The 17,113-nt window shown below is 72.7% G+C and carries 13 protein-coding genes; 8 read left to right on the forward strand and 5 right to left on the reverse strand.

What is annotated here, in order from left to right:
- The first annotated feature begins 11 nt into the window (after window positions 1-11).
- Window positions 12-776 (forward strand): aminoglycoside phosphotransferase family protein, encoded by a 765-nt coding sequence (locus ACFWY5_RS10450; protein WP_379631245.1) that lies wholly within the window; start codon window positions 12-14, stop codon window positions 774-776.
- A 4-nt stretch (window positions 777-780) separates the two neighbouring features.
- Window positions 781-1,308 (forward strand): GNAT family N-acetyltransferase, encoded by a 528-nt coding sequence (locus tag ACFWY5_RS10455; protein ID WP_379611532.1) that lies wholly within the window; start codon window positions 781-783, stop codon window positions 1,306-1,308.
- Here ACFWY5_RS10455 and ACFWY5_RS10460 read toward each other — a convergent pair.
- Window positions 1,305-1,952, reverse strand: a complete 648-nt coding sequence (locus ACFWY5_RS10460) for a GPP34 family phosphoprotein (RefSeq protein ID WP_379611530.1) — start codon at window positions 1,950-1,952, stop codon at window positions 1,305-1,307. The two genes, ACFWY5_RS10455 and ACFWY5_RS10460, sit on opposite strands and share 4 nt — an antisense overlap.
- Before the next feature lie 79 nt (window positions 1,953-2,031).
- Entirely contained in the window at window positions 2,032-4,995 is a 2,964-nt protein-coding gene (locus ACFWY5_RS10465) for a bifunctional [glutamine synthetase] adenylyltransferase/[glutamine synthetase]-adenylyl-L-tyrosine phosphorylase (RefSeq protein ID WP_379631247.1), read from the reverse strand.
- 76 nt (window positions 4,996-5,071) lie between these two features.
- Between ACFWY5_RS10465 and ACFWY5_RS10470 the strand changes: the two genes are divergently transcribed.
- Entirely contained in the window at window positions 5,072-5,602 is a 531-nt protein-coding gene (locus ACFWY5_RS10470; protein WP_379631249.1) for an HXXEE domain-containing protein, read from the forward strand.
- Here ACFWY5_RS10470 and ACFWY5_RS10475 read toward each other — a convergent pair.
- Window positions 5,559-6,272 (reverse strand): type 1 glutamine amidotransferase, encoded by a 714-nt coding sequence (locus tag ACFWY5_RS10475; protein WP_379631251.1) that lies wholly within the window; start codon window positions 6,270-6,272, stop codon window positions 5,559-5,561. The genes ACFWY5_RS10470 and ACFWY5_RS10475 overlap by 44 nt on opposite strands.
- Before the next feature lie 51 nt (window positions 6,273-6,323).
- Between ACFWY5_RS10475 and ACFWY5_RS10480 the strand changes: the two genes are divergently transcribed.
- Window positions 6,324-9,764 (forward strand): protein kinase, encoded by a 3,441-nt coding sequence (locus ACFWY5_RS10480; RefSeq protein WP_379631253.1) that lies wholly within the window; start codon window positions 6,324-6,326, stop codon window positions 9,762-9,764.
- A gap of 9 nt (window positions 9,765-9,773) precedes the next feature.
- The gene (locus tag ACFWY5_RS10485; RefSeq protein ID WP_379631255.1) at window positions 9,774-10,643 is read left to right on the forward strand and encodes an alpha/beta hydrolase; all 870 of its coding nucleotides are present in this window, start codon (window positions 9,774-9,776) and stop codon (window positions 10,641-10,643) included.
- A gap of 4 nt (window positions 10,644-10,647) precedes the next feature.
- Here the strand turns inward: ACFWY5_RS10485 and ACFWY5_RS10490 are convergent, their stop codons facing one another.
- Window positions 10,648-11,361, reverse strand: coding sequence for a PaaI family thioesterase (locus ACFWY5_RS10490; RefSeq protein WP_379611524.1), 714 nt, complete (start codon window positions 11,359-11,361; stop codon window positions 10,648-10,650).
- A 254-nt stretch (window positions 11,362-11,615) separates the two neighbouring features.
- Here ACFWY5_RS10490 and ACFWY5_RS10495 point away from each other — a divergent pair, with 254 nt between their 5' ends.
- A complete protein-coding gene (locus ACFWY5_RS10495) occupies window positions 11,616-12,860 on the forward strand; it encodes a serine hydrolase domain-containing protein (protein WP_379631257.1) in 1,245 nt (414 codons plus the stop codon).
- On the opposite strand, the gene ACFWY5_RS10500 is transcribed toward ACFWY5_RS10495, so the two are convergent.
- Window positions 12,857-15,124, reverse strand: coding sequence for a collagenase (locus ACFWY5_RS10500; RefSeq protein ID WP_379631259.1), 2,268 nt, complete (start codon window positions 15,122-15,124; stop codon window positions 12,857-12,859). The genes ACFWY5_RS10495 and ACFWY5_RS10500 overlap by 4 nt on opposite strands.
- 158 nt (window positions 15,125-15,282) lie before the next feature.
- Here ACFWY5_RS10500 and ACFWY5_RS10505 point away from each other — a divergent pair, with 158 nt between their 5' ends.
- Together ACFWY5_RS10505 and ACFWY5_RS10510 are read left to right on the forward strand one after the other, a co-directional pair.
- Window positions 15,283-16,224, forward strand: a complete 942-nt coding sequence (locus ACFWY5_RS10505) for a D-2-hydroxyacid dehydrogenase family protein (protein ID WP_379631261.1) — start codon at window positions 15,283-15,285, stop codon at window positions 16,222-16,224.
- 32 nt (window positions 16,225-16,256) lie between these two features.
- On the forward strand, window positions 16,257-17,009 hold the full coding sequence (locus ACFWY5_RS10510) for a class I SAM-dependent methyltransferase (RefSeq protein ID WP_379631263.1): 753 nt from the start codon (window positions 16,257-16,259) through the stop codon (window positions 17,007-17,009).
- Window positions 17,010-17,113 lie beyond the last annotated feature (104 nt).

Here is a 17,113-nt window from a genome sequence, read left to right on the forward strand (position 1 = left end):
CACTCCCGGCAGTGAGGACGATCGTGATCGAGGACTACGCCCGCGCGATGGGCCGCGCCCCCGGCGGCCTGCGTCTGGTGCGCGGTGAGCACGCCGACGTGGTGCTCGACGACGACGCCGGGCTGGCCTGGCGTTTCCCCCGCTACGGCGCCCCGGTGGAGCCGCTCGCCGAGCGGGTGCGCCTGGTGCGCGCGCACGGCCTGCCCGCCCCCGAGGTGGTGTCCGTGCGCGCCGGGTGCCTGGTGACCCGCCTGCTGCCGGGTGCGCCGCTGTCGGCGCTGACGCCCGTGGAGCCGGACGCGCTGGCCGCGCTCCTGAAAAGCCTGGCCGCCGTCCCGCACGACGGCGCCACGTCCTGGCGCGCGGAGTGGCAGACCCTCGCCACCGAGGTACGGCACCGCGTCGTCCCCTTGCTGTCCCCCGAGGCGGGCCGCAGGGCGCTGGCCGAGGTCACCGCCGCCGCCGAGACCGCCGCGAGTGCCCCGACCGGGTTCGTCCACGGCGACCTGGGCGGAGCCAACGTCCTGATCGAGAACGGCCGGGTGAGCGGCGTCCTCGACTGGGACGAGGCGGGGCCCGGCGATCCGGCGGTCGACTTCGCGGCGCTGTCGGTCTCCTCGCCGGAGCCGGTCGCGCGGCGGCTGGCCGTACGGTTTCCCGATCTCGCGGAACGGGCGCGCGTCTATGCCGCGACCTTCGCCCTCCAGGAGGCCGTGCACGGGCTCCTGCACGAGGAGCGGGAGGCTGTGGAGGCGGGGCTTTCGTCCTATCGTTGACAGGATGGACACCGAGCGACTGATCATGCGCCGCTGGCGCGAGGAGGACCGCGAGCCGTTCGCCGCCATGAACGCCGACCCGGAGGTGATGGAGCACTTCCCGGCCCGGCTGACGCGTGCGCAGAGCGACATGATGATCGACCGCATGGAGCGGGGCTTCGAGCGCGACGGCTATGGGCTGTGGGCCCTTGAGGTGCGGGAGAGCGGGGAGTTCGTCGGCTTCACCGGGCTGATCTACTGGGACTTCCCCGCCCATTTCACCCCGGCCGTCGAGATCGGCTGGCGGCTGACCAGGTCCTCGTGGGGCCACGGGTACGCCACCGAGGCGGCCGGGGCGGCGCTGGCCCGCGGCTTCGCCGAGCTGAACCTGAAGGAGATCGTCTCGATGACCGCGGTGCGCAACGTCCGCTCGCGCGCCGTCATGGAGCGCCTGGGCATGACCCGCGACCCGGCCGACGACTTCGACCACCCGAACGTCCCCGAGGGCAGCCCGCTGCGCCGTACCGTCCTGTACCGGCTGAGTCGTCCCTAGATCGCGCCGTCCCCGAGGATCGAGTTCAACGCCGTCGTGGCCAGGTCGCCCTTGGTGCCGTAGTAGGCGAGCAGTTCCTGGCCGACCCAGTCGCCGGCGACGAGCTCGTCGGCCCGCGCGGTGTCGGCGCCGGGGAACAGCTGGGGCAGCAGGCGCGCGGCGTACACCAGGGCCAGCACCGCGGCGGTGCGGGGGGTGACCTCCGCGCCGTCGAGCCCCGCCTGGATCCGCGCCCGTACCTCCTGCTCGACGGCCGGGTCGCCCTGCGGGTAGCGGGTGCTGGTGAAGATGCCGAAGCTCCGGCGCCGGTCGGCCCGCAGCGCGCCGGTCCGGGCCAGGCTCTCCAGGATCGGGGCCGGGTCCTGCTCGGCGTGCAGCCTGGCGAACCACGTACGCGGCAGGAGAGTGGTCTCGACCTCGCCGATTCCGGCCAGCATCGCGTCCAGCGCGGCGTCGCCGGTGGGCGTGCCGTCCAGCAGCAGGACGCCGCCGTCCTCGTCGAGCTCGATCCGCTCCCTGAGCGCGAGCTCCGACATCAGCGCCGCGACGAGAATGAGCTTGACCCGCTCCTCCTTGACCAGCGGCTTGCCGTCCTCGTCCCCGTGTGCGAGGAGTACGAACTCCTCGGCGATGCTCAGCGTCATGCCTTGAGTGTGCCTCCTTCCCCAGGGGCGGGTGCAGACTCCGCCGTCATCGATCCCGCCTGACAAACGTCATCCCGGCTCAGGAGCCGTAGAAGACGCGTTCGACCACCTGGCGGGCGCGGCGGGTGACCCGGCGGTAGTCGTCCAGGAGGTCCTCGGAGCCGTCCGGCGGGTAGCCGAGGGTGCGGGCGATGAGGCGGCGTTCCGGTGCTCCGGCCGGGAGGCTGTCGCCCGGACGGCCCTTGACGAGCATGATGGCGTCGCGGATGCGGGAGGCGGCCCGCCACGCCTCGCCCAGCACCGCCTCGTCGGCCGCGTCGAGCAGGCCCTCCTCCACCGCCGCGCGCAGCGTGCGCAACGTCTGGGTGGTACGCAGGGACGGGTGCTCGTGGGCATGCTGGAGCTGGAGCAACTGGGCCACCCACTCCACGTCGGACAGGCCGCCGCGGCCCAGCTTGGTGTGCAGGGCCGGGTCGGCGCCGCGGGGCAGGCGCTCGGACTCCATCCTGGCCTTGAGCCGGCGGATCTCCCTGACCGCGTCCTCGCCGATGCCGCCCTCCGGGTAGCGCAGGCCGTCGGCCGCCGCGGTGAACTCCGCCCCCAGGACGGCGTCCCCCGCCGAGAAGCGGGCGCGCAGCAGCGCCTGCGACTCCCAGGGCGAGGACCACCGGGCGTAGTAGGCGGCGTAGGAGGCGAGCGTACGCACCAGCGGGCCCTGCCTGCCCTCCGGCCGCAGGTCGGGGTCGATCAGCAGGGGCGGATCCTGCGCGGGCAGCGCCAGCAGCCGGCGCAGCTCGTTGGCCACCGCGAACGCGGCCTCCGACGCCTCCCGCTCCGCCGCGCCCGCAGGGGGCGAGTGGACGAACATGACGTCGGCGTCGCTGGCGTACGAGCACTCCATGCCGCCCAGCCGGCCCATCGCGATCACCGCGAAGCGGGTCGGCAGCGGGGTCCGGCGTTCCAGGGTGACCTTGGCCACGGCCGCGTCGAGCGCCGCCTGGATGGTGACGTCGTTGAGCTCCGACAGGGCCACGCCCACCTGTTCGATGTCGATCAGGCCGGAGAGGTCGGCGACGGCCGTACGGAAGAGCTCCTTGCGGCGTAGCGCGCGCACGGCGGCCACGGCCGCTTCCGCGTCGTCGTGCCGGGAGACCGCCGCGGAGGCCTCGGCGAGCAGCGCGGCGGCGGGACGGGTGGCGAGCTCGTCGTCGGAGCCCAGCAGCGCGACGGCGTCGGGGGCGTTGGTGAGCAGGCCGGTCGCGTAGCGGCTGGTGCCCAGCACGCGGGCCATGCGCGCGGCCACGGCGGTCTCGTCGCGCAGCAGCCGCAGGTACCACGGCGTCGAGCCCAGCTTGTCGCTCACCTGGCGGAAGCCCAGCAGGCCGGCGTCGGGGTCGGGGGTGCCGGCGAACCAGCCCAGCATCACCGGCAGCAGCGTGCGCTGGATGGCGGCGCGGCGGGAGACTCCGCTGGTCAGCGCGGCGATGTGGCGCAGGGCGCCGGCGGGGTCCACGTATCCGAGCGCCGCCAGCCTGGCCGCCGCGGCCGAGGTGGAAAGGCGCGCCTCCGACTCGGGCAGCCGGGCGACCGCCTGCAGCAGCGGCCGGTAGAACAGCTTCTCGTGCAGCCGCCTGGCCTCCATGGCGTGGCGGCGCCAGCGCGCGGTGAACTCGCCCACCGGGTTCACCTGCGTGCCGAGCGCGCGGCCGAGGCGGCGCAGGTCCTCCTCGGCGGTCGGCAGGACGTGGGTGCGGCGCAGCCGGTGCAGTTGCAGCAGGTGCTCGACCTGGCGCAGGAACGTGTAGGCCTCGGCGAGCTGGCGGGCGTCCTCGCGGCCGACGTACCCGCCTCGGGACAACGCGGCCAGGGCGGGCAGCGTGGCCTTGCGGCGCAGCAGCGGGTCGAGGCGGCCGTGGACGAGCTGCAGCAGTTGCACCGCGAACTCGATGTCGCGCAGGCCGCCGGGCCCCAGCTTGATCTGCCGCTCGCCCTCCGCCCGCACGTGCTCCTCGACGCGGCGGCGCATCGCCTGGACGTCCTCGACGAAGTTGTCGCGGGTGGCGGCCGACCAGACCAGGTCGTTCACGGCGGCGACGTAGGAGGCGCCCAGCTCCAGGTCGCCGGCGACCGGGCGGGCCTTGAGCAGCGCCTGGAACTCCCACGTCTTGGCCCAGCGGCGGTAGTAGGCCAGGTGGCTGGCGAGCGTGCGTACCAGCGGGCCCGAGCGGCCCTCCGGGCGCAGGCCCGCGTCGACCTCCCACAGGGCGCCTTCCGAGGTGGCGGCGGAGCAGGCGCGCATCATCGCCTGGGCCAGGCGGGTGGCGGTGCGCATCGCCTTGGTCTCGTCGGCGCCGTCGCGCGGCTCGGCCACGAAGATGACGTCGACGTCGCTGATGTAGTTGAGCTCGCGGGCGCCGCACTTGCCCATGCCGATGACGGCCAGCCGTACCGTGTCCAGGCCGCCCGGGGCCTCGGCGCGGGCGATCGCGAGCGCCGCCTCCAGCGCCGCGCCCGCCAGGTCGGACAGCTCCGCCGTGACCTCGGCCGGCGCGGCCTGCCCGGTCAGGTCGCGCGCGGCCAGGTGGAGCAGGCGGCCGCGGTAGGCGACCCGCAGCGCCACCAGGGTGCCGGTCGCCGTGCTCGCGCGGGGCTCGGTCGCGGCGGGCTCGGCGCCGACCGCGCGCAGCAGCTCGGCGCGCGCTTCTCCCGGCTCCGGTACGGCCAGCAGCCCCACCTGACCGGGATGGCGCACCAGGTGTTCCCCGAGCGCCGCACTCACCCCGAGGACGGCGAACAGGCGCTCGCGCAGCGGCCGGTCGGCGTGGAGGGTGGCCAGGACGGCGGGGTCGCGTTCGGCGAGCCGGGTGAGCGAGGTCAGCGCCAGGTCGGGGTCGGCCACCCGCACCAGGTCGTCGAGCAGTTCCTCCACGACGGACGCGGCGGACGGGTTCTCGGTGAGACCGGCGACCAGGCGGGCCGCGCGGGCGCCGTCGGCGAAGCCGAGCTTGGCCAGGCGGGCTGCGGTGGACTCGATCCTGGGCACCTCCCCATCTTGACAGGTGGCCTCGTGAAACGCTTAAAGTGAAACGCAACGGTGCGTTGCATTTATCGGGAGGGTGATGATGGGGCGGGTTCCGAAGACCGTGACGTGGGGGCTGCTGGCGGCGTGGGCGGTGCACGACGCCGAGGAGCTGGCGACGATGGCCGGGTGGGTGCGCGACAACCGGGATCGGCTGGAGGAGCGGTTCCCGCAGGTGCCGTGGGCGCGGCTGGAGATGTCGCAACAGCATGTGAACGTGGCGATCGGGCTCATGGCCGGGGTGATCGCGCTCGCCTCGGCCGACGGGGCGCGCACGGGCGGGCGCAGCCCGCTGTTCCAGTCGGTGCTGGCCGGGTTCGGGCTGCACGGGCTGGTGCACCTGGCCCAGGCCGCGATCACCCGCGGCTACACGCCGGGGCTGGTGACCTCACCGCTGGTGGTGCTGCCGTTCGCCGCCTGGGCGTGGCGGCGGTTGAAGGCCGAGGGGGTTCCGGTGCGCGGGAGCACGGCGGGGCTGCTGTACTTTCCCGTGGTGCTGGGCGGGGTCCACGCGCTGGCCCACCTGCTCACCCGGCCGCGGAAGCGCCGGGAGAACGACCGCTGGTTCTGACGACGGCGGCGAAGGCCTCGGCGACGGGCCGCCAGGTCGCGACCAGGGCCGCGTCGGCGGCCTTCACCTCGGTCGCCGGTTTCTGGTCCTGCCCGGAGGCGGCGATCCAGCGGTCGAAGATCTCCGGGGTGACCTCGGGGTGGAACTGCACCGCCCACGCGCTCGCGCCCAGCCGGTAGGCCTGGTGGGGGTAACGCTCGCCGGTCATGAGCAGCGTCGCGCCCTCCGGCAGGGTGGTCATGGCGTCGCGGTGGAACTGCGCGGCGGGGACCGTTCCCGCCAGGCCGGAGCCGGACAGAAGGGGGTCGGCGACGGGGAGCAGGGTCACCCGGCAGGCGCCGATCTCCAGGCCGGCGGCGCCGCGTTCGACCGTTCCGCCGCAGGCCAGCGTCATGAGCTGGGCGCCCAGGCAGATGCCGAGCACCGGGGTCTGCGCGGCGACCGAGCGGCGGATCAGGTCGCGGGTGGCGGGCAGCCAGGGGTAGGCCTCGTCCTCCCAGGCGGCCATCTCGCCGCCGAGCACGATGAGGCCGTCGGCGGCTTCGGCGGGGATCGGGTCGCCGAGGTAGGGGCGGACGATGTCACAGGGCAGGCCGAGCCAGCCGGCGAAGTACCCGAGGGGCGCGTCGGCCTCGTGTTCGATGACAGTGATCCGCCTATCGATCCGCATATTGCGTAATTTACCGGCAACTTTCCCCAGATCAGACGCATCCAAGTGGCCATGGGGAAGTTGATCGACGGGGACCCGCAGCGGCTCGGCTCGTACTGGCTGGCGGGGCGGCTGGGCGCGGGCGGGCAGGGCGTCGTCTACGAGGGGTACGGCGAGGACGGCCGCCGGGTGGCGGTCAAGGTGCTGCACGGCGACCAGACCGCCCAGCTGGTCAGGGAGGCGGAGGCGGCCCAGCGGGTGGCGTCCTTCTGCATCGCCGAGGTGGTCGGGGCCGATCTGGAGGGGCCGCGGCCGTACATCGTGAGTGAGTACGTCGAGGGGCCGAGCCTGCGGGCGGCGGTCGCCGGCGGGCGCCGGTTCGCGGGCGGGGACCTGCACCGGCTGGCCACGGCGATCGTCACCGCGCTGACCGCGATCCACGACGCCGGGGTGGTGCACCGCGACCTCAAGCCGGACAACGTGCTGCTCGGGCCCGACGGGCCCCGGCTGATCGACTTCGGCATCGCCAGGACCGCCGAGATGTCGCTCACGACGACGGGGCTGGTGACCGGGACGCCCGCCTACATGGCGCCCGAGGTGTTCACCGGACAGCGGGCGGGGGCGCCCGCCGACGTGTTCGCGTGGGCCGGTGTGCTCGTCTTCGCCGCCACCGGCGCCGATCCGTACGAGGCCGACAGCCTGGGCGCCATCATGCACCGCGTGCTGTCGTCCACGCCCGACCTGGGCGTGCTGCCCGGTTCGCTGCGCCCGATGGCCGAGGCGGCGATGAGAAAGGACCCGTCCGAGCGGCCGAGTGCCCGGGAGCTGCTGCTCGCGCTGGTCAGCGGTGACACCCGGCTGGACGCCGCGCACCTGAGCCGCGGCGGGCCGGGCGGCTTCGACACCGGGCGCCTGCTGGCCGCGGGCGGGCGCGAGGCGGCGCGGATGGGCGCCGAGGCCGACGACCCCGCTCTGGGCACGCTCGCCGAGGAGACCTACGGCCTCCTCGATCCGGCCGTGCGGGAGCTGGCTCCCGAGGTGTTCCTGCGGCTGGTCACGGTCGGCGCGCGCGGCGAGCTTACGGTACGGCGGGCCGCCCTGGCCGAGATCCTCGACGGCCGCCCCCTGCCGGAGGCGGCCGCGGCCAAGCGCCTGCTGGAGGTCTTCGGCTACCTCCTGACCAGGACGGACGACGAGGTGACGCTGGCCCGCCCGGCGCTCCCCCACGCCTGGCCGCGCTACCGGCGCTGGATCGAGGCCAACCGCGACGGCCTGACCGTACACCGGGAGATCCTCGCCGCGGCGAGCCGGTGGGAGGCGGCGGGACGCAGGGACGGCGACCTGTTCCAGGGCAGCAGCCTGGAGAACGCCCTGCAGTGGGCGGCCACGGCGCGCAGGAACATCACGCTGTCCACGGCCGAGCGCGACTTCCTGGAGGCGGCCGCGCGGCTGTCGCGCAGCCGGGCCAGGCGCTCGCGGCTGGCCGCGCTGAGCCTGGCGGGGCTGCTGGTGATCGCGCTGGTGGCCGGAGGGCTGGCGATCTACCAGGGGCGGCTGGCCGACCAGCGGGCCGAGCAGATCGCCGGGCAGTTACGCAGGTCGGAGGCGGACCGGCTGGCCACGCTCGCCGCCTCGACGCGGCGCGCCGATCCGATGCTGGCGGCGCTGTTCAGCGCGACGGCGTGGAAGCTGGACCAGACGCCGCGCACGCGGGCGGAGCTGACGGTCTCCGCCAACCAGCGTGAGACCGGCATGTTCCGTGATCCCGCGACCAGCCCGGACACGATGCGGGCCATCAGCGCGAACGGCCGCTGGCTGGTGAGCGTCGGCGACGACGAGGCCCGGCTGTGGGACCTGCGGACGGGGCGGCGCGCGGGCGGGGTGCGCGCGCTCGGGCTCAAGGGTGAGCTGGTGGGCGCGGTGGAGCTGTCGCCGTCCGGGCGCACGCTCGTCGTCGTGACGGCGAAGGGCGCGAAGGCGTGGGAGGCGCGCTCGGGCCGTCCGGTGCGGAGCCTGGCCTTCGCCAAGCCGTTCGACCTGATCGACGAATGGGCCGGCGTGGTCTTCCGCACCGAGGACACGCCCGTGGTGGTCGGCCCCGACACGGGCCTGCGGTGGGACCTGCGCACGGGTGCGAGCGGGCCCTCGCGGGTGCGCGACGGCACGGTCTTCAGCCAGGACGGACGCTGGCGGGCCGAGGAGACCGGCGTGCCCGACCCTGATCGGGTGCGGCTGACCGGGCGCGGGCGGGTGGAGGAGCTCGGCGACCTCGACGGCGCGGGCACGCAGGGCGGCTGGAACAAGGGCGCCCCGGTCTTCGACGGCGACGGGCGGCTGGTGGCCACCGTGGCGGAGGAGAGCGTCCAGTTCTGGCGGATGTCCGACACCCAGTTGCTCGCCTCGGTGCCGGTCAGGGGCGAGGCGGAGGAGGCGTCGCGGCCGGCCGGCGGCTTCGACGGCACGACCTTCCGCTACCTGCAGGCCGACCAGGTCTTCTCGCTCGACGTCACCGACCTGCGCGGCGAGCCGGTCAACCCGGTGGAGGTGGGGCAGCTGGCGCCGGGCGGGGCCAGGATGGCGATCGGCGGCCTGGACGACGGCGTACGGATCCGGCGGGTGTCCGACGGCAGGTCCGAGGGCGGGGCGCTGGAGCTGGAGACGGCCCACTTCAGCCCGGACGGCCGCCTGATGGTCAGCACCGACCTGGGCAGACGGCGGGTGACGGTGGTGGAGGACGGCACGGTCCACACGTTCAGCCCGGACGCGAAGCTGGGGCCGGACCTGGTCTCCGTCAGCCCGGACGGCGCCCTGCTCGCCCTGTCGATGACCTCGCCGGGGTTCAAGCGAAAAGATGACTATCTGGTTCAGGTCTGGGACTGGCGGACCCGCCGGATGCTGTGGCAGTTCAGGCACGACGGTCAGCCGCTCACGACCTTCTCCCCCGACGGCCGGCGGCTGGCCCTGGGCGGGCGGCAGGTGACGGTGCTGGACGTCGCCACCGGCAACCCGATGGGCCCGCCGTTCGGCGGCAGCGGCAGGGACAGCGCCGTCGTCGGCCTGCACTTCGACCGCGCCGGCGGCACCCTGTTCGTGATCGACTCCCGTGAGCGCATGACCGGCTGGGACCTGGCCACCTGGCGGCGTACGGGCGGGGTCTCCACCGGCGTCGGCGCGATCAGCGCGCGCTCGCCCCGCGAGGACGTGATCGCGGCCTGGACCACCGCCGACGGCAGGATCCGCCTGTACGACCCGGTCAGCGGCACCGAGCTCGCGACGCTGCGCGACACCGGCGGCGCCATGGACCCCCAGGTGCGCGAGGTGCTCTCGCTGGCCTTCAGCGCCGACGGCTCCACCCTGCTGACGCTGGACCGCGACGGCCACCTGAACGAGCACCCGGTCGCCCCCGCCAAGGTCGCCGCCGCCGTCTGCGCCCGCGCCGGCCGCTCGCTCAGCGAGGCGGAATGGCGGACCTACGTGAATCCGGGACTCCCCTACACGAAAGGCTGCTCCTAGGATCACGTCATGCGATACGACGAGGTGGCCGGTATGCGGTTCGCGGTCTTCGGATCCGGGCCGAAGCTGATCGTCGCGGTCCACGGCATCACCGCCTCGCTGATGGCGTGGAACGCGGTGGCCGCGCACCTGCCGCGCGAGTGGTCACTGGTCGCGATGGACCTGCGCGGGCGCGGCCACAGCGCGGACCTGCCCGGCCCCTACGGTCTTGACCGGCACGCCGAGGACGTGCTGCGGGTGGCCGGGCACGTGGGCGCCGGTCCCGGCGCGGTGCTGACCGGGCATTCGATGGGCGCGTACGTGGCGGTGCTGGCGGCGGCGCGGCGCGCGTTCGAGCGGGTGGTGCTGGTGGACGGCGGGCTGCCGTTCCCGCCCCTGGCGCCGGGGGCGGACGTGGACGCCGAGATCGAGGCCACGCTCGGCCCGGCGATCGCCCGGCTGAGCCGGACGTTCCCGTCGGCGGACGACTACGTGGCCTTCTTCCAGGCGCATCCGGCCTTCGCCGGCCACTGGACGCCCGCGGCCGAGCAGTACGTCCGCTACGACCTGACCGGGCCCGAGGGGGCGCTGCGCTCACGGGCCGCCGGTACGGCGGTGCGCGAGGACGGCCGGTGGATGCGGCTCAAGGGGGCGGAGATCGGGTCGGCGCTGGCCGCGATCGAGGCGCCGGTGACGTTGCTGCGGGCGCCGCGCGGGCTGCTCGACCAGGAGGTCGGGATGCTGCCCGGCCCGCTGGCCGCGCACTGGGCGCAGCGGGTGCCGGGACTGCGCGACGAGCTGGTGCCGGACTGCAACCACTACACGATCATGTTCGACGAGCGGTGCGCGGCGCTGGTGGCCGCCCGCCTGTCAGGGGTACGGCCGGGCCGTACCCCTTGACGGGTCAGCGTGGAGCGATCCACGTGGCGCGCGCCGCGGCGACCAGGGTGCCGTCGCCGTCGTAGATGGCGCTCTCGCCGAAGAGCTTGCGGCCCTCGCGGCCGGTGGCGCGGCCGACGATCGAGTAGGTGCCGTCGGGGTAGACCCGGCGGTGGATCTGTACGGCCAGCCGCCCGAGCAGGGCCGACTCGCCGGGGCCGAAGTGCGCCCAGCCGGTGACGCAGTCGAGGGCGGCGCCGACGACGGCGTCGGGCACGCCGTCCGGGCCGGCGACGTTGTACGGCACTCGCCAGCCGGCCGCCACCAGGTCGGTGCCCTCGACCGGGCCGGGGTAGATCCGCAGGCCGTCGCCGGGGGCGCGCAGGCCGCAGACGAAGCACTCGGGGAAGGCGTGGCCCTGCCAGCCGGGGAATCCGGCCTCGGCGCGGGCGGCGTCGGCGAAGCGCACGTACTCGGGGGCCTTCAGGTCCTCGTGCACGGGGATGGCCTCGACCAGCAGCTTGTCGCCGTGGGAGAGCGAGGCGGTGTTGGCCACGTGCTCCAGGCGCAGTTCGGTCTCCACGGGGGTGGGTGCGTGGAGGGTGACCTCGACGGCGTTGCCTCGGCCTCCCAGAGCTTCGGCGACCGTACCGGCCAGCCAGCCTCCGTTGACGATCCCCTGGGGACCCTGGAAGCGCTCAGGAACGGTCAAAACAGTCTGCAGAGCAGCCGTCGTCATGCGTCATCCTCCTTCATCGCGATATAACGCCCACGCCAGAAAGTTCATTTCAAACAGACCTATTTTAGGGTGTCTTGCCTGGGCCATTGCGCTCGCCCCAGGCCGACCGGGGACCCCTGGTGTGCGGAACATCCGGAAAGGTCCGTAATATACGGACCTCATTGAGACGGATGTGACTCGGGGGTCACCTGTGAGACTACCCGGCCGCGGCCGGGTCGCAGCTGACCCGTCGTACCCCTAGGAGATCCCACCCGATGACCGTCAGCCGCCGGACCCTGCTCAAGACCGGCGCGGGACTGCTGCCCGCCGCCGCGCTCGTCACCCGCCCCGCGCAGGCCGCGCCCGTGCCCGTCGTCGAGGCGAACGGCGTCGCCCCGTCGCAACTGGCCGGGTTCGACAACCTGATGAAGAAGTTCGTCAAGGACCGCAACATCTCGCAGTCCCAGCTGGCGATCATGAAGAACGGCCGGATCGTGCTGGCACGGGCCTACCGCTACAACGACGGCTCCCGCGCGGTGCCCGCGATCACGCCGACGTCGCCGATGCGCATCGCGAGCCTCAGCAAGAACATCACCGCCGCCGCGATCATGCGGCTGGTCCAGGACGGCAAGCTCACCCTGTCGGCGAAGGTCGCGCCGCTGCTCGGCCTGTCCACCACCACCGACCCGCGGCTGGCCCAGGTGACCGTGCTCCGGCTCATCCACCATCTGGGCGGCTGGGACCGCGACGTCTCCAAGGACCAGCTCTGGCTCGACCACACCATCGCCGCCGCCCTCGACGTGCCGCTCCCGATCGGGCACGCCGAGATCATGAAGTACGGCTCGCAGCGCCGCCTCGACCACGACCCCGGCACCAAGATGGTCTACAGCAACTACGGCTACATGCTGCTTGGCCGGATCATCGCCAAGGTCTCCGGCCAGTCCTACGAGTCGTACGTGCGCACCAAGCTCCTCGCGCCGCTCGGCATCACCCGGATGCGGCTCGGGCGCAGCCTGCGCGCCCAGGCGTTCCCCGGCGAGGCGATCTACGAGTCGAAGTACACCAACAAGAGCGTCGTGGACGACTCGGGCAAGGTCCTGCCCTACCCGTACGGCGGGTTCAACATGCCCAACCAGGACGCCAACGGCGGCTGGCTGGCCTCCGCCGTCGACCTCGTGCGCTGGACGCTGGCCATGGACCGGCCCGGCAAGGTGCTCAGCTCGGCCTCGATCGCCCGGCTCATCGCCAAGCCGGAGACCGGGATCAACGAGTACGGCTCTTGGTACGGCGGCGGCATCTGGGTGCGCCAGGTTCCCGGGAACATCAACACCTGGCACAACGGCTCGATGCCGGGCACCTACACCTACCTGTGCCGGATCCAGAACGGCTTCAGCTACGCCGCCTGCTTCAACCGGCGTGAGGAGCAGGGCTCGCCCGACTTCGACGGATTCTCCGAGCAGATGAACAAGGTCCCGGTGAGCTCGTGGCCCACCGGGGACCTCACGTCGCGCTACTTCTAGAAGCTCGTGGTCACCGCCGCCCCGGTGAAGGCGGCGGAGCCGTACAGGCTGACGTAGTGGTAGCCCGCGGGCGGGTTGGTGACGGTGAGCGTGTGCGCGTTGCCGGCGCCGGTCGCCCGCTGGGTGTAGGAGCCGGTCGTGGCCCACGACGAGGAGCTGTAGTAGAGGTCGGCGTCACCGGTGCCGGCGTCGCTCTTGATGGTGAGCTTCGCCGTACCGGCCGGGACGTGGATGTACAGGTAGGCGTAGTTGCCCTGGGTGGCCGACAGGCCGCTGCGGCGGCAGTTCTGGCCGAGCGCCCGCGCGTCCGAGCCGGTGCACTCGGGGACGGGCGGCTCACCGGTGTCGCCGCCGCAGGCTCCGGCCGCGCAGGCCGTCAGCCAGGCGTCGAAGCCGGCGTTGTAGTTCAGCGATCTGAGGTGGGTGCGGGCGGCGTTCCAGTTGCCGGTGCGGTAGTGGCCAAGGACGGTGTTGACGTCCGCGCGGTGCTTTTCGAACATGTAGCGGACCGCGAGGTAGCCCCACCGGTAGACGCGCTGGGTGTCGTGGTCGTAGGTGGTGTCGAAGAGCGTGCTCAGCTGGTACGTGTGCTTGGCCGCCTCCTCGATCGCGGCGTCGTAGACCAGGCGGCGGTAGCCGTAGGAGACGTACTCGGCGAAGCCCTCGATCCACCAGATCGTCGGCGTGCTCACGCCTGCCCCGAAGTCGCCGTGCATGTTGAAGCGGCCGTCGAGGTAGTGCGTGTACTCGTGGTTGAGGTTCCAGATGTGGAACGCCGGGCGCAGCCACTCGGCCTCGTAGGCGATGAACCTGGGCAGGTTCCCGGCGGCCGACGGGTCGCCCTCCAGGTACATGCCGCCGTTGTTGGTGTCGATGCCGAAGATGGCGCCGGCGTAGGTCTGGTAGTCGTCGCTGGAGTCGAAGGCGTTGACCTCCAGCGTCGTGTTGTTGTCACCGGCGACCGGGCCGTTGTCGGCGGCCAGGTTGTGGAAGTAGGCGTCCTGGCCGCTCAGGCTGGAGCACGTGCCGCTCAGCTCGGCCGCGGTCATCTGCTGGGCGCGGATCCTGAGCGTGGGGCCGCAGGTGTGCCGCACGGGCAGGGCGGCGGCGGTCAGGCGGTTCTGCAGGTCGCAGATGTCGTAGAAGGCGCAGTTGGCGCGGTCGTAGAAGTCGGCCATCTCGGCCACGCCCACCCAGAGCTTGGCGGTCGGGCCGGTGATCCGCGAGCGCTGCAGCAGGTCGCGCAGCATCGGGCGGACCGCCGCCTTGAGCTGGGCGTGCTGCACGAAGCGGGCCAGCTCGCGGCCGGCGTTGCCGGTCAGGTAGGCGCGCTCGGTGCTCAGCAGGTTCAGGTGCCTGACGGCGAAGTCGCGCAGCGTGGTCAGCGTGCTGGGGTCGTTCTGGACGGCGGTGACGAACTCCGGCAGCTGGTGGCCGCGGAACAGGACGGTGTAGACGCTGTTGACCGCGTTCACCATGTACCACGAGGCGTCGTAGGAACTGTTGTAGGCGGTCAGCAGACGGCGTACGACGGGGAGGTAGCGTGCGTTCTCCTGGGCGCTGTCGATCAGGATGACCGCCTCGCCGAGCACCTCGCCGTTGGCGTCGCTGACCGTGCCGGACCGGGAGTTGTTGTGGAAGGCGTCGAGCCCGCCGCGGATGGCGGTCCTGAGCGCGGCGCCGTACTGGCCGACGTCCTGCGGGTAGTACCACTGCACGTAGTAGCCGGCGCGCAGGTACAGGACGAGCTGGAGCGTCTTGGTGCTGTTGTCGCCGGGGTAGGCGGCGGCGGTGTCGCGCAGGGCGTTCGCGATCGTCACCATCTGCGGCTCCTGGAAGGCCGCGCGGGCCCGGGAGCCGGTGAGCGAGAAGAGCCCGTTGAGACAGCTCATGTCGGCGGCCTTGACGGCGGTGACGAGGGCGGCTCCGGTGCGGCCCTCGACATCGCAGGCGGCCAGCGACCTCTGCTGCTGGGCGGGCTCGTCGTAGTCCTGCTTGAGCTGGTCCGTGGTGGCCGGGAGGGGCGGGCGGACATCGGCCTTGAGGGGTTCGTCCTGCTGGTGCCGGGCTTCGGTGGCTTCGGTGGCCGGACGGGGGGCCGGGTCGGTGCGGGGGGCGGGCTCCGTGCGGGCGGGCTCCGTGCGGGGGGCGAGGTCCGTGCGCTGGGTGACGGTCTGCTGGGCGGGCGTCTGGGCATTGGCGGGTACGGCGAGGCCGCCGAGCACCAGCCCGGCCGCCACGAGTAAGGATCCTGCGACTCGCATCGCATACTCCTGAGTTGGGGGGTGGGTAATGTGATATGTAAAATTTCACATTGCGCATGCGCGAATCAAGACCAAACCTCACGTAAAATCCGGCGCCCACGCCGAGACGACGGAGGCGGATCCCGGTGGGACCGATCCCGCCTGGTACGTTGCGCGGCGTGGTTACTTGCGCGGTACTGGACGACTACCAGGGCGTCGCCCTGACCCTCGCCGACTGGTCAGGTTTGGCCGTCCGTACCTACCGGGAACGCTTCGCCGGCCATGACGACCTGGTCGCCGCCATCGCCGGCTGCGAGGTCGTCGTCATCATGCGCGAACGCACGCCGTTCCCCGCCTCGCTGTTCGCCCGCCTGCCGAACCTGCGCCTGCTGGTGACCTCCGGCATGCGCAACGCCTCGATCGACCTGGCCGCCGCCCGCGAGCACGGCGTCACCGTCTGCGGCACCGCCAGCAGTTCCACCCCGCCCGCCGAACTCACCTGGGCCCTCATCCTCGGCCTCACCCGCCAGATCGCCGTGGAGTCGGCGTCGATACGCGCCAACGGCCCCTGGCAGCAGACGATCGGCACGGACCTCCACGGCAGCACACTGGGCGTGATCGGCCTCGGCAAGATCGGCACGCAAGTGGCCAGGGTGGGACAGGCGTTCGGCATGAACGTCACCGCCTGGAGCGAGAACCTGACGCCAGAGCGAGCAGCGGCGTCCGGCGTGCGATTGGCCACCTCAAAATCGGACCTCCTGGAAACCGCCGACATCGTCTCCGTCCACGTCGTCCTGAGCCCCCGCACCCGCTCGCTGATCTCCGGCCCCGACCTGGCCCGCATGCGCCCCACGTCCTACCTCGTCAACACCTCCCGGGCCGCCATCGTGGACCAGGACGCCCTGATCACCGCGCTGCGAGAGGGCCGGATCGCCGGCGCCGCCCTGGACGTCTTCGACACCGAACCCCTCCCCCACGACCACCCCTTCCGCACCCTCCCCAACGTCCTGGCCACCCCGCACCTGGGCTACGTCACCAGGGGCAACTACACGACGTACTTCAGGGAGGCGGTGGAGGACATCCACGCCTACCTGACCGGCGCCCCCATCCGCCGGCTCTGACCACCCCACCCGCTGGGTGGCAGGATCGGGGGGTGGAATACGACGAGCTGATCGCGCAGGCGCTGACCATGCCCTTCGAGGGCTGGGACTTCGGGGTGTTGCGGGGGCGGATGGTCGAGGACTCCGCGGCTCTGCCCTGGGACTACGTGGAGCTGGTTCGGGGGCGCCTGCCGTACACGGGGACGCTGCTGGATCTTGGGACGGGCGGGGGTGAGCTGCTGGCCTCACTGGCTCCGCTGCCTGCCCGGACGGCGGCCACCGAGGGGTACGCGCCCAATGTCCCGGTGGCCAGGAAGCGGCTGGAGCCGCTGGGGGTCGAGGTGGTGGAGGTGGGTGATGACGATCGGCTGCCGCTTCCCGACGGGTCGTTCGAGCTGATCGTCAGCCGGCATGAGTCCTACGATCCCGCCGAGCTGCGGCGGGTGCTCAAGCCTGGGGGAACGTTCATCACCCAGCAGGTCGGCGGGCAGGACCTCGCGGAGATCAACCGGGTGCTGGGGGCGCCGGGGCACGAGTACACCGAGTGGGATCTCGCCGTGGCCGTCGAGGAACTGGCCGCGGAAGGGTTCGAGGTCTCCTGGCGGGACGAGGCGCTGGTGACGTCCACGTTCCATGACATTGGGGCGCTGGTGTTGTTTCTGCGGATCACGCCGTGGCACGTTCCCGACTTCGACATCATCCGGTACGGCGACCGCCTCCGTGAACTCCACGACCAGATGCGCACTGGCCACCCGCTGACCGCCACCGCCCACCGCTTCGCCCTGACCGCCCACATCCCCGCCTAACCCACCTGGCCGCCCGCCTACACCCCCTGACTCACACACCTTTTACGCACTCGGGCCAACGCGTTCGCGCCCCCAGGCTCGCGTCATCAAGGGCTGGCTTCGTG

The organism is Nonomuraea sp. NPDC059007, assembly GCF_042740555.1.
In the GTDB taxonomy this organism is placed as follows: Bacteria; Actinomycetota; Actinomycetes; order Streptosporangiales; family Streptosporangiaceae; genus Nonomuraea.

Bases quoted from the DNA above. Each gene is read 5' to 3' on its own strand.
- ACFWY5_RS10455 (WP_379611532.1), top strand. From the start codon at position 781: ATGGACACCGAGCGACTGATCATGCGCCGCTGGCGCGAGGAGGACCGC.
- ACFWY5_RS10460 (WP_379611530.1), bottom strand. From the start codon at position 1,952: ATGACGCTGAGCATCGCCGAGGAGTTCGTACTCCTCGCACACGGGGAC.
- ACFWY5_RS10470 (WP_379631249.1), top strand. From the start codon at position 5,072: ATGATGGGGCGGGTTCCGAAGACCGTGACGTGGGGGCTGCTGGCGGCG.
- ACFWY5_RS10475 (WP_379631251.1), bottom strand. From the start codon at position 6,272: ATGCGGATCGATAGGCGGATCACTGTCATCGAACACGAGGCCGACGCG.
- ACFWY5_RS10480 (WP_379631253.1), top strand. From the start codon at position 6,324: ATGGGGAAGTTGATCGACGGGGACCCGCAGCGGCTCGGCTCGTACTGG.
- ACFWY5_RS10485 (WP_379631255.1), top strand. From the start codon at position 9,774: ATGCGATACGACGAGGTGGCCGGTATGCGGTTCGCGGTCTTCGGATCC.
- ACFWY5_RS10490 (WP_379611524.1), bottom strand. From the start codon at position 11,361: ATGACGACGGCTGCTCTGCAGACTGTTTTGACCGTTCCTGAGCGCTTC.
- ACFWY5_RS10495 (WP_379631257.1), top strand. From the start codon at position 11,616: ATGACCGTCAGCCGCCGGACCCTGCTCAAGACCGGCGCGGGACTGCTG.
- ACFWY5_RS10500 (WP_379631259.1), bottom strand. From the start codon at position 15,124: ATGCGAGTCGCAGGATCCTTACTCGTGGCGGCCGGGCTGGTGCTCGGC.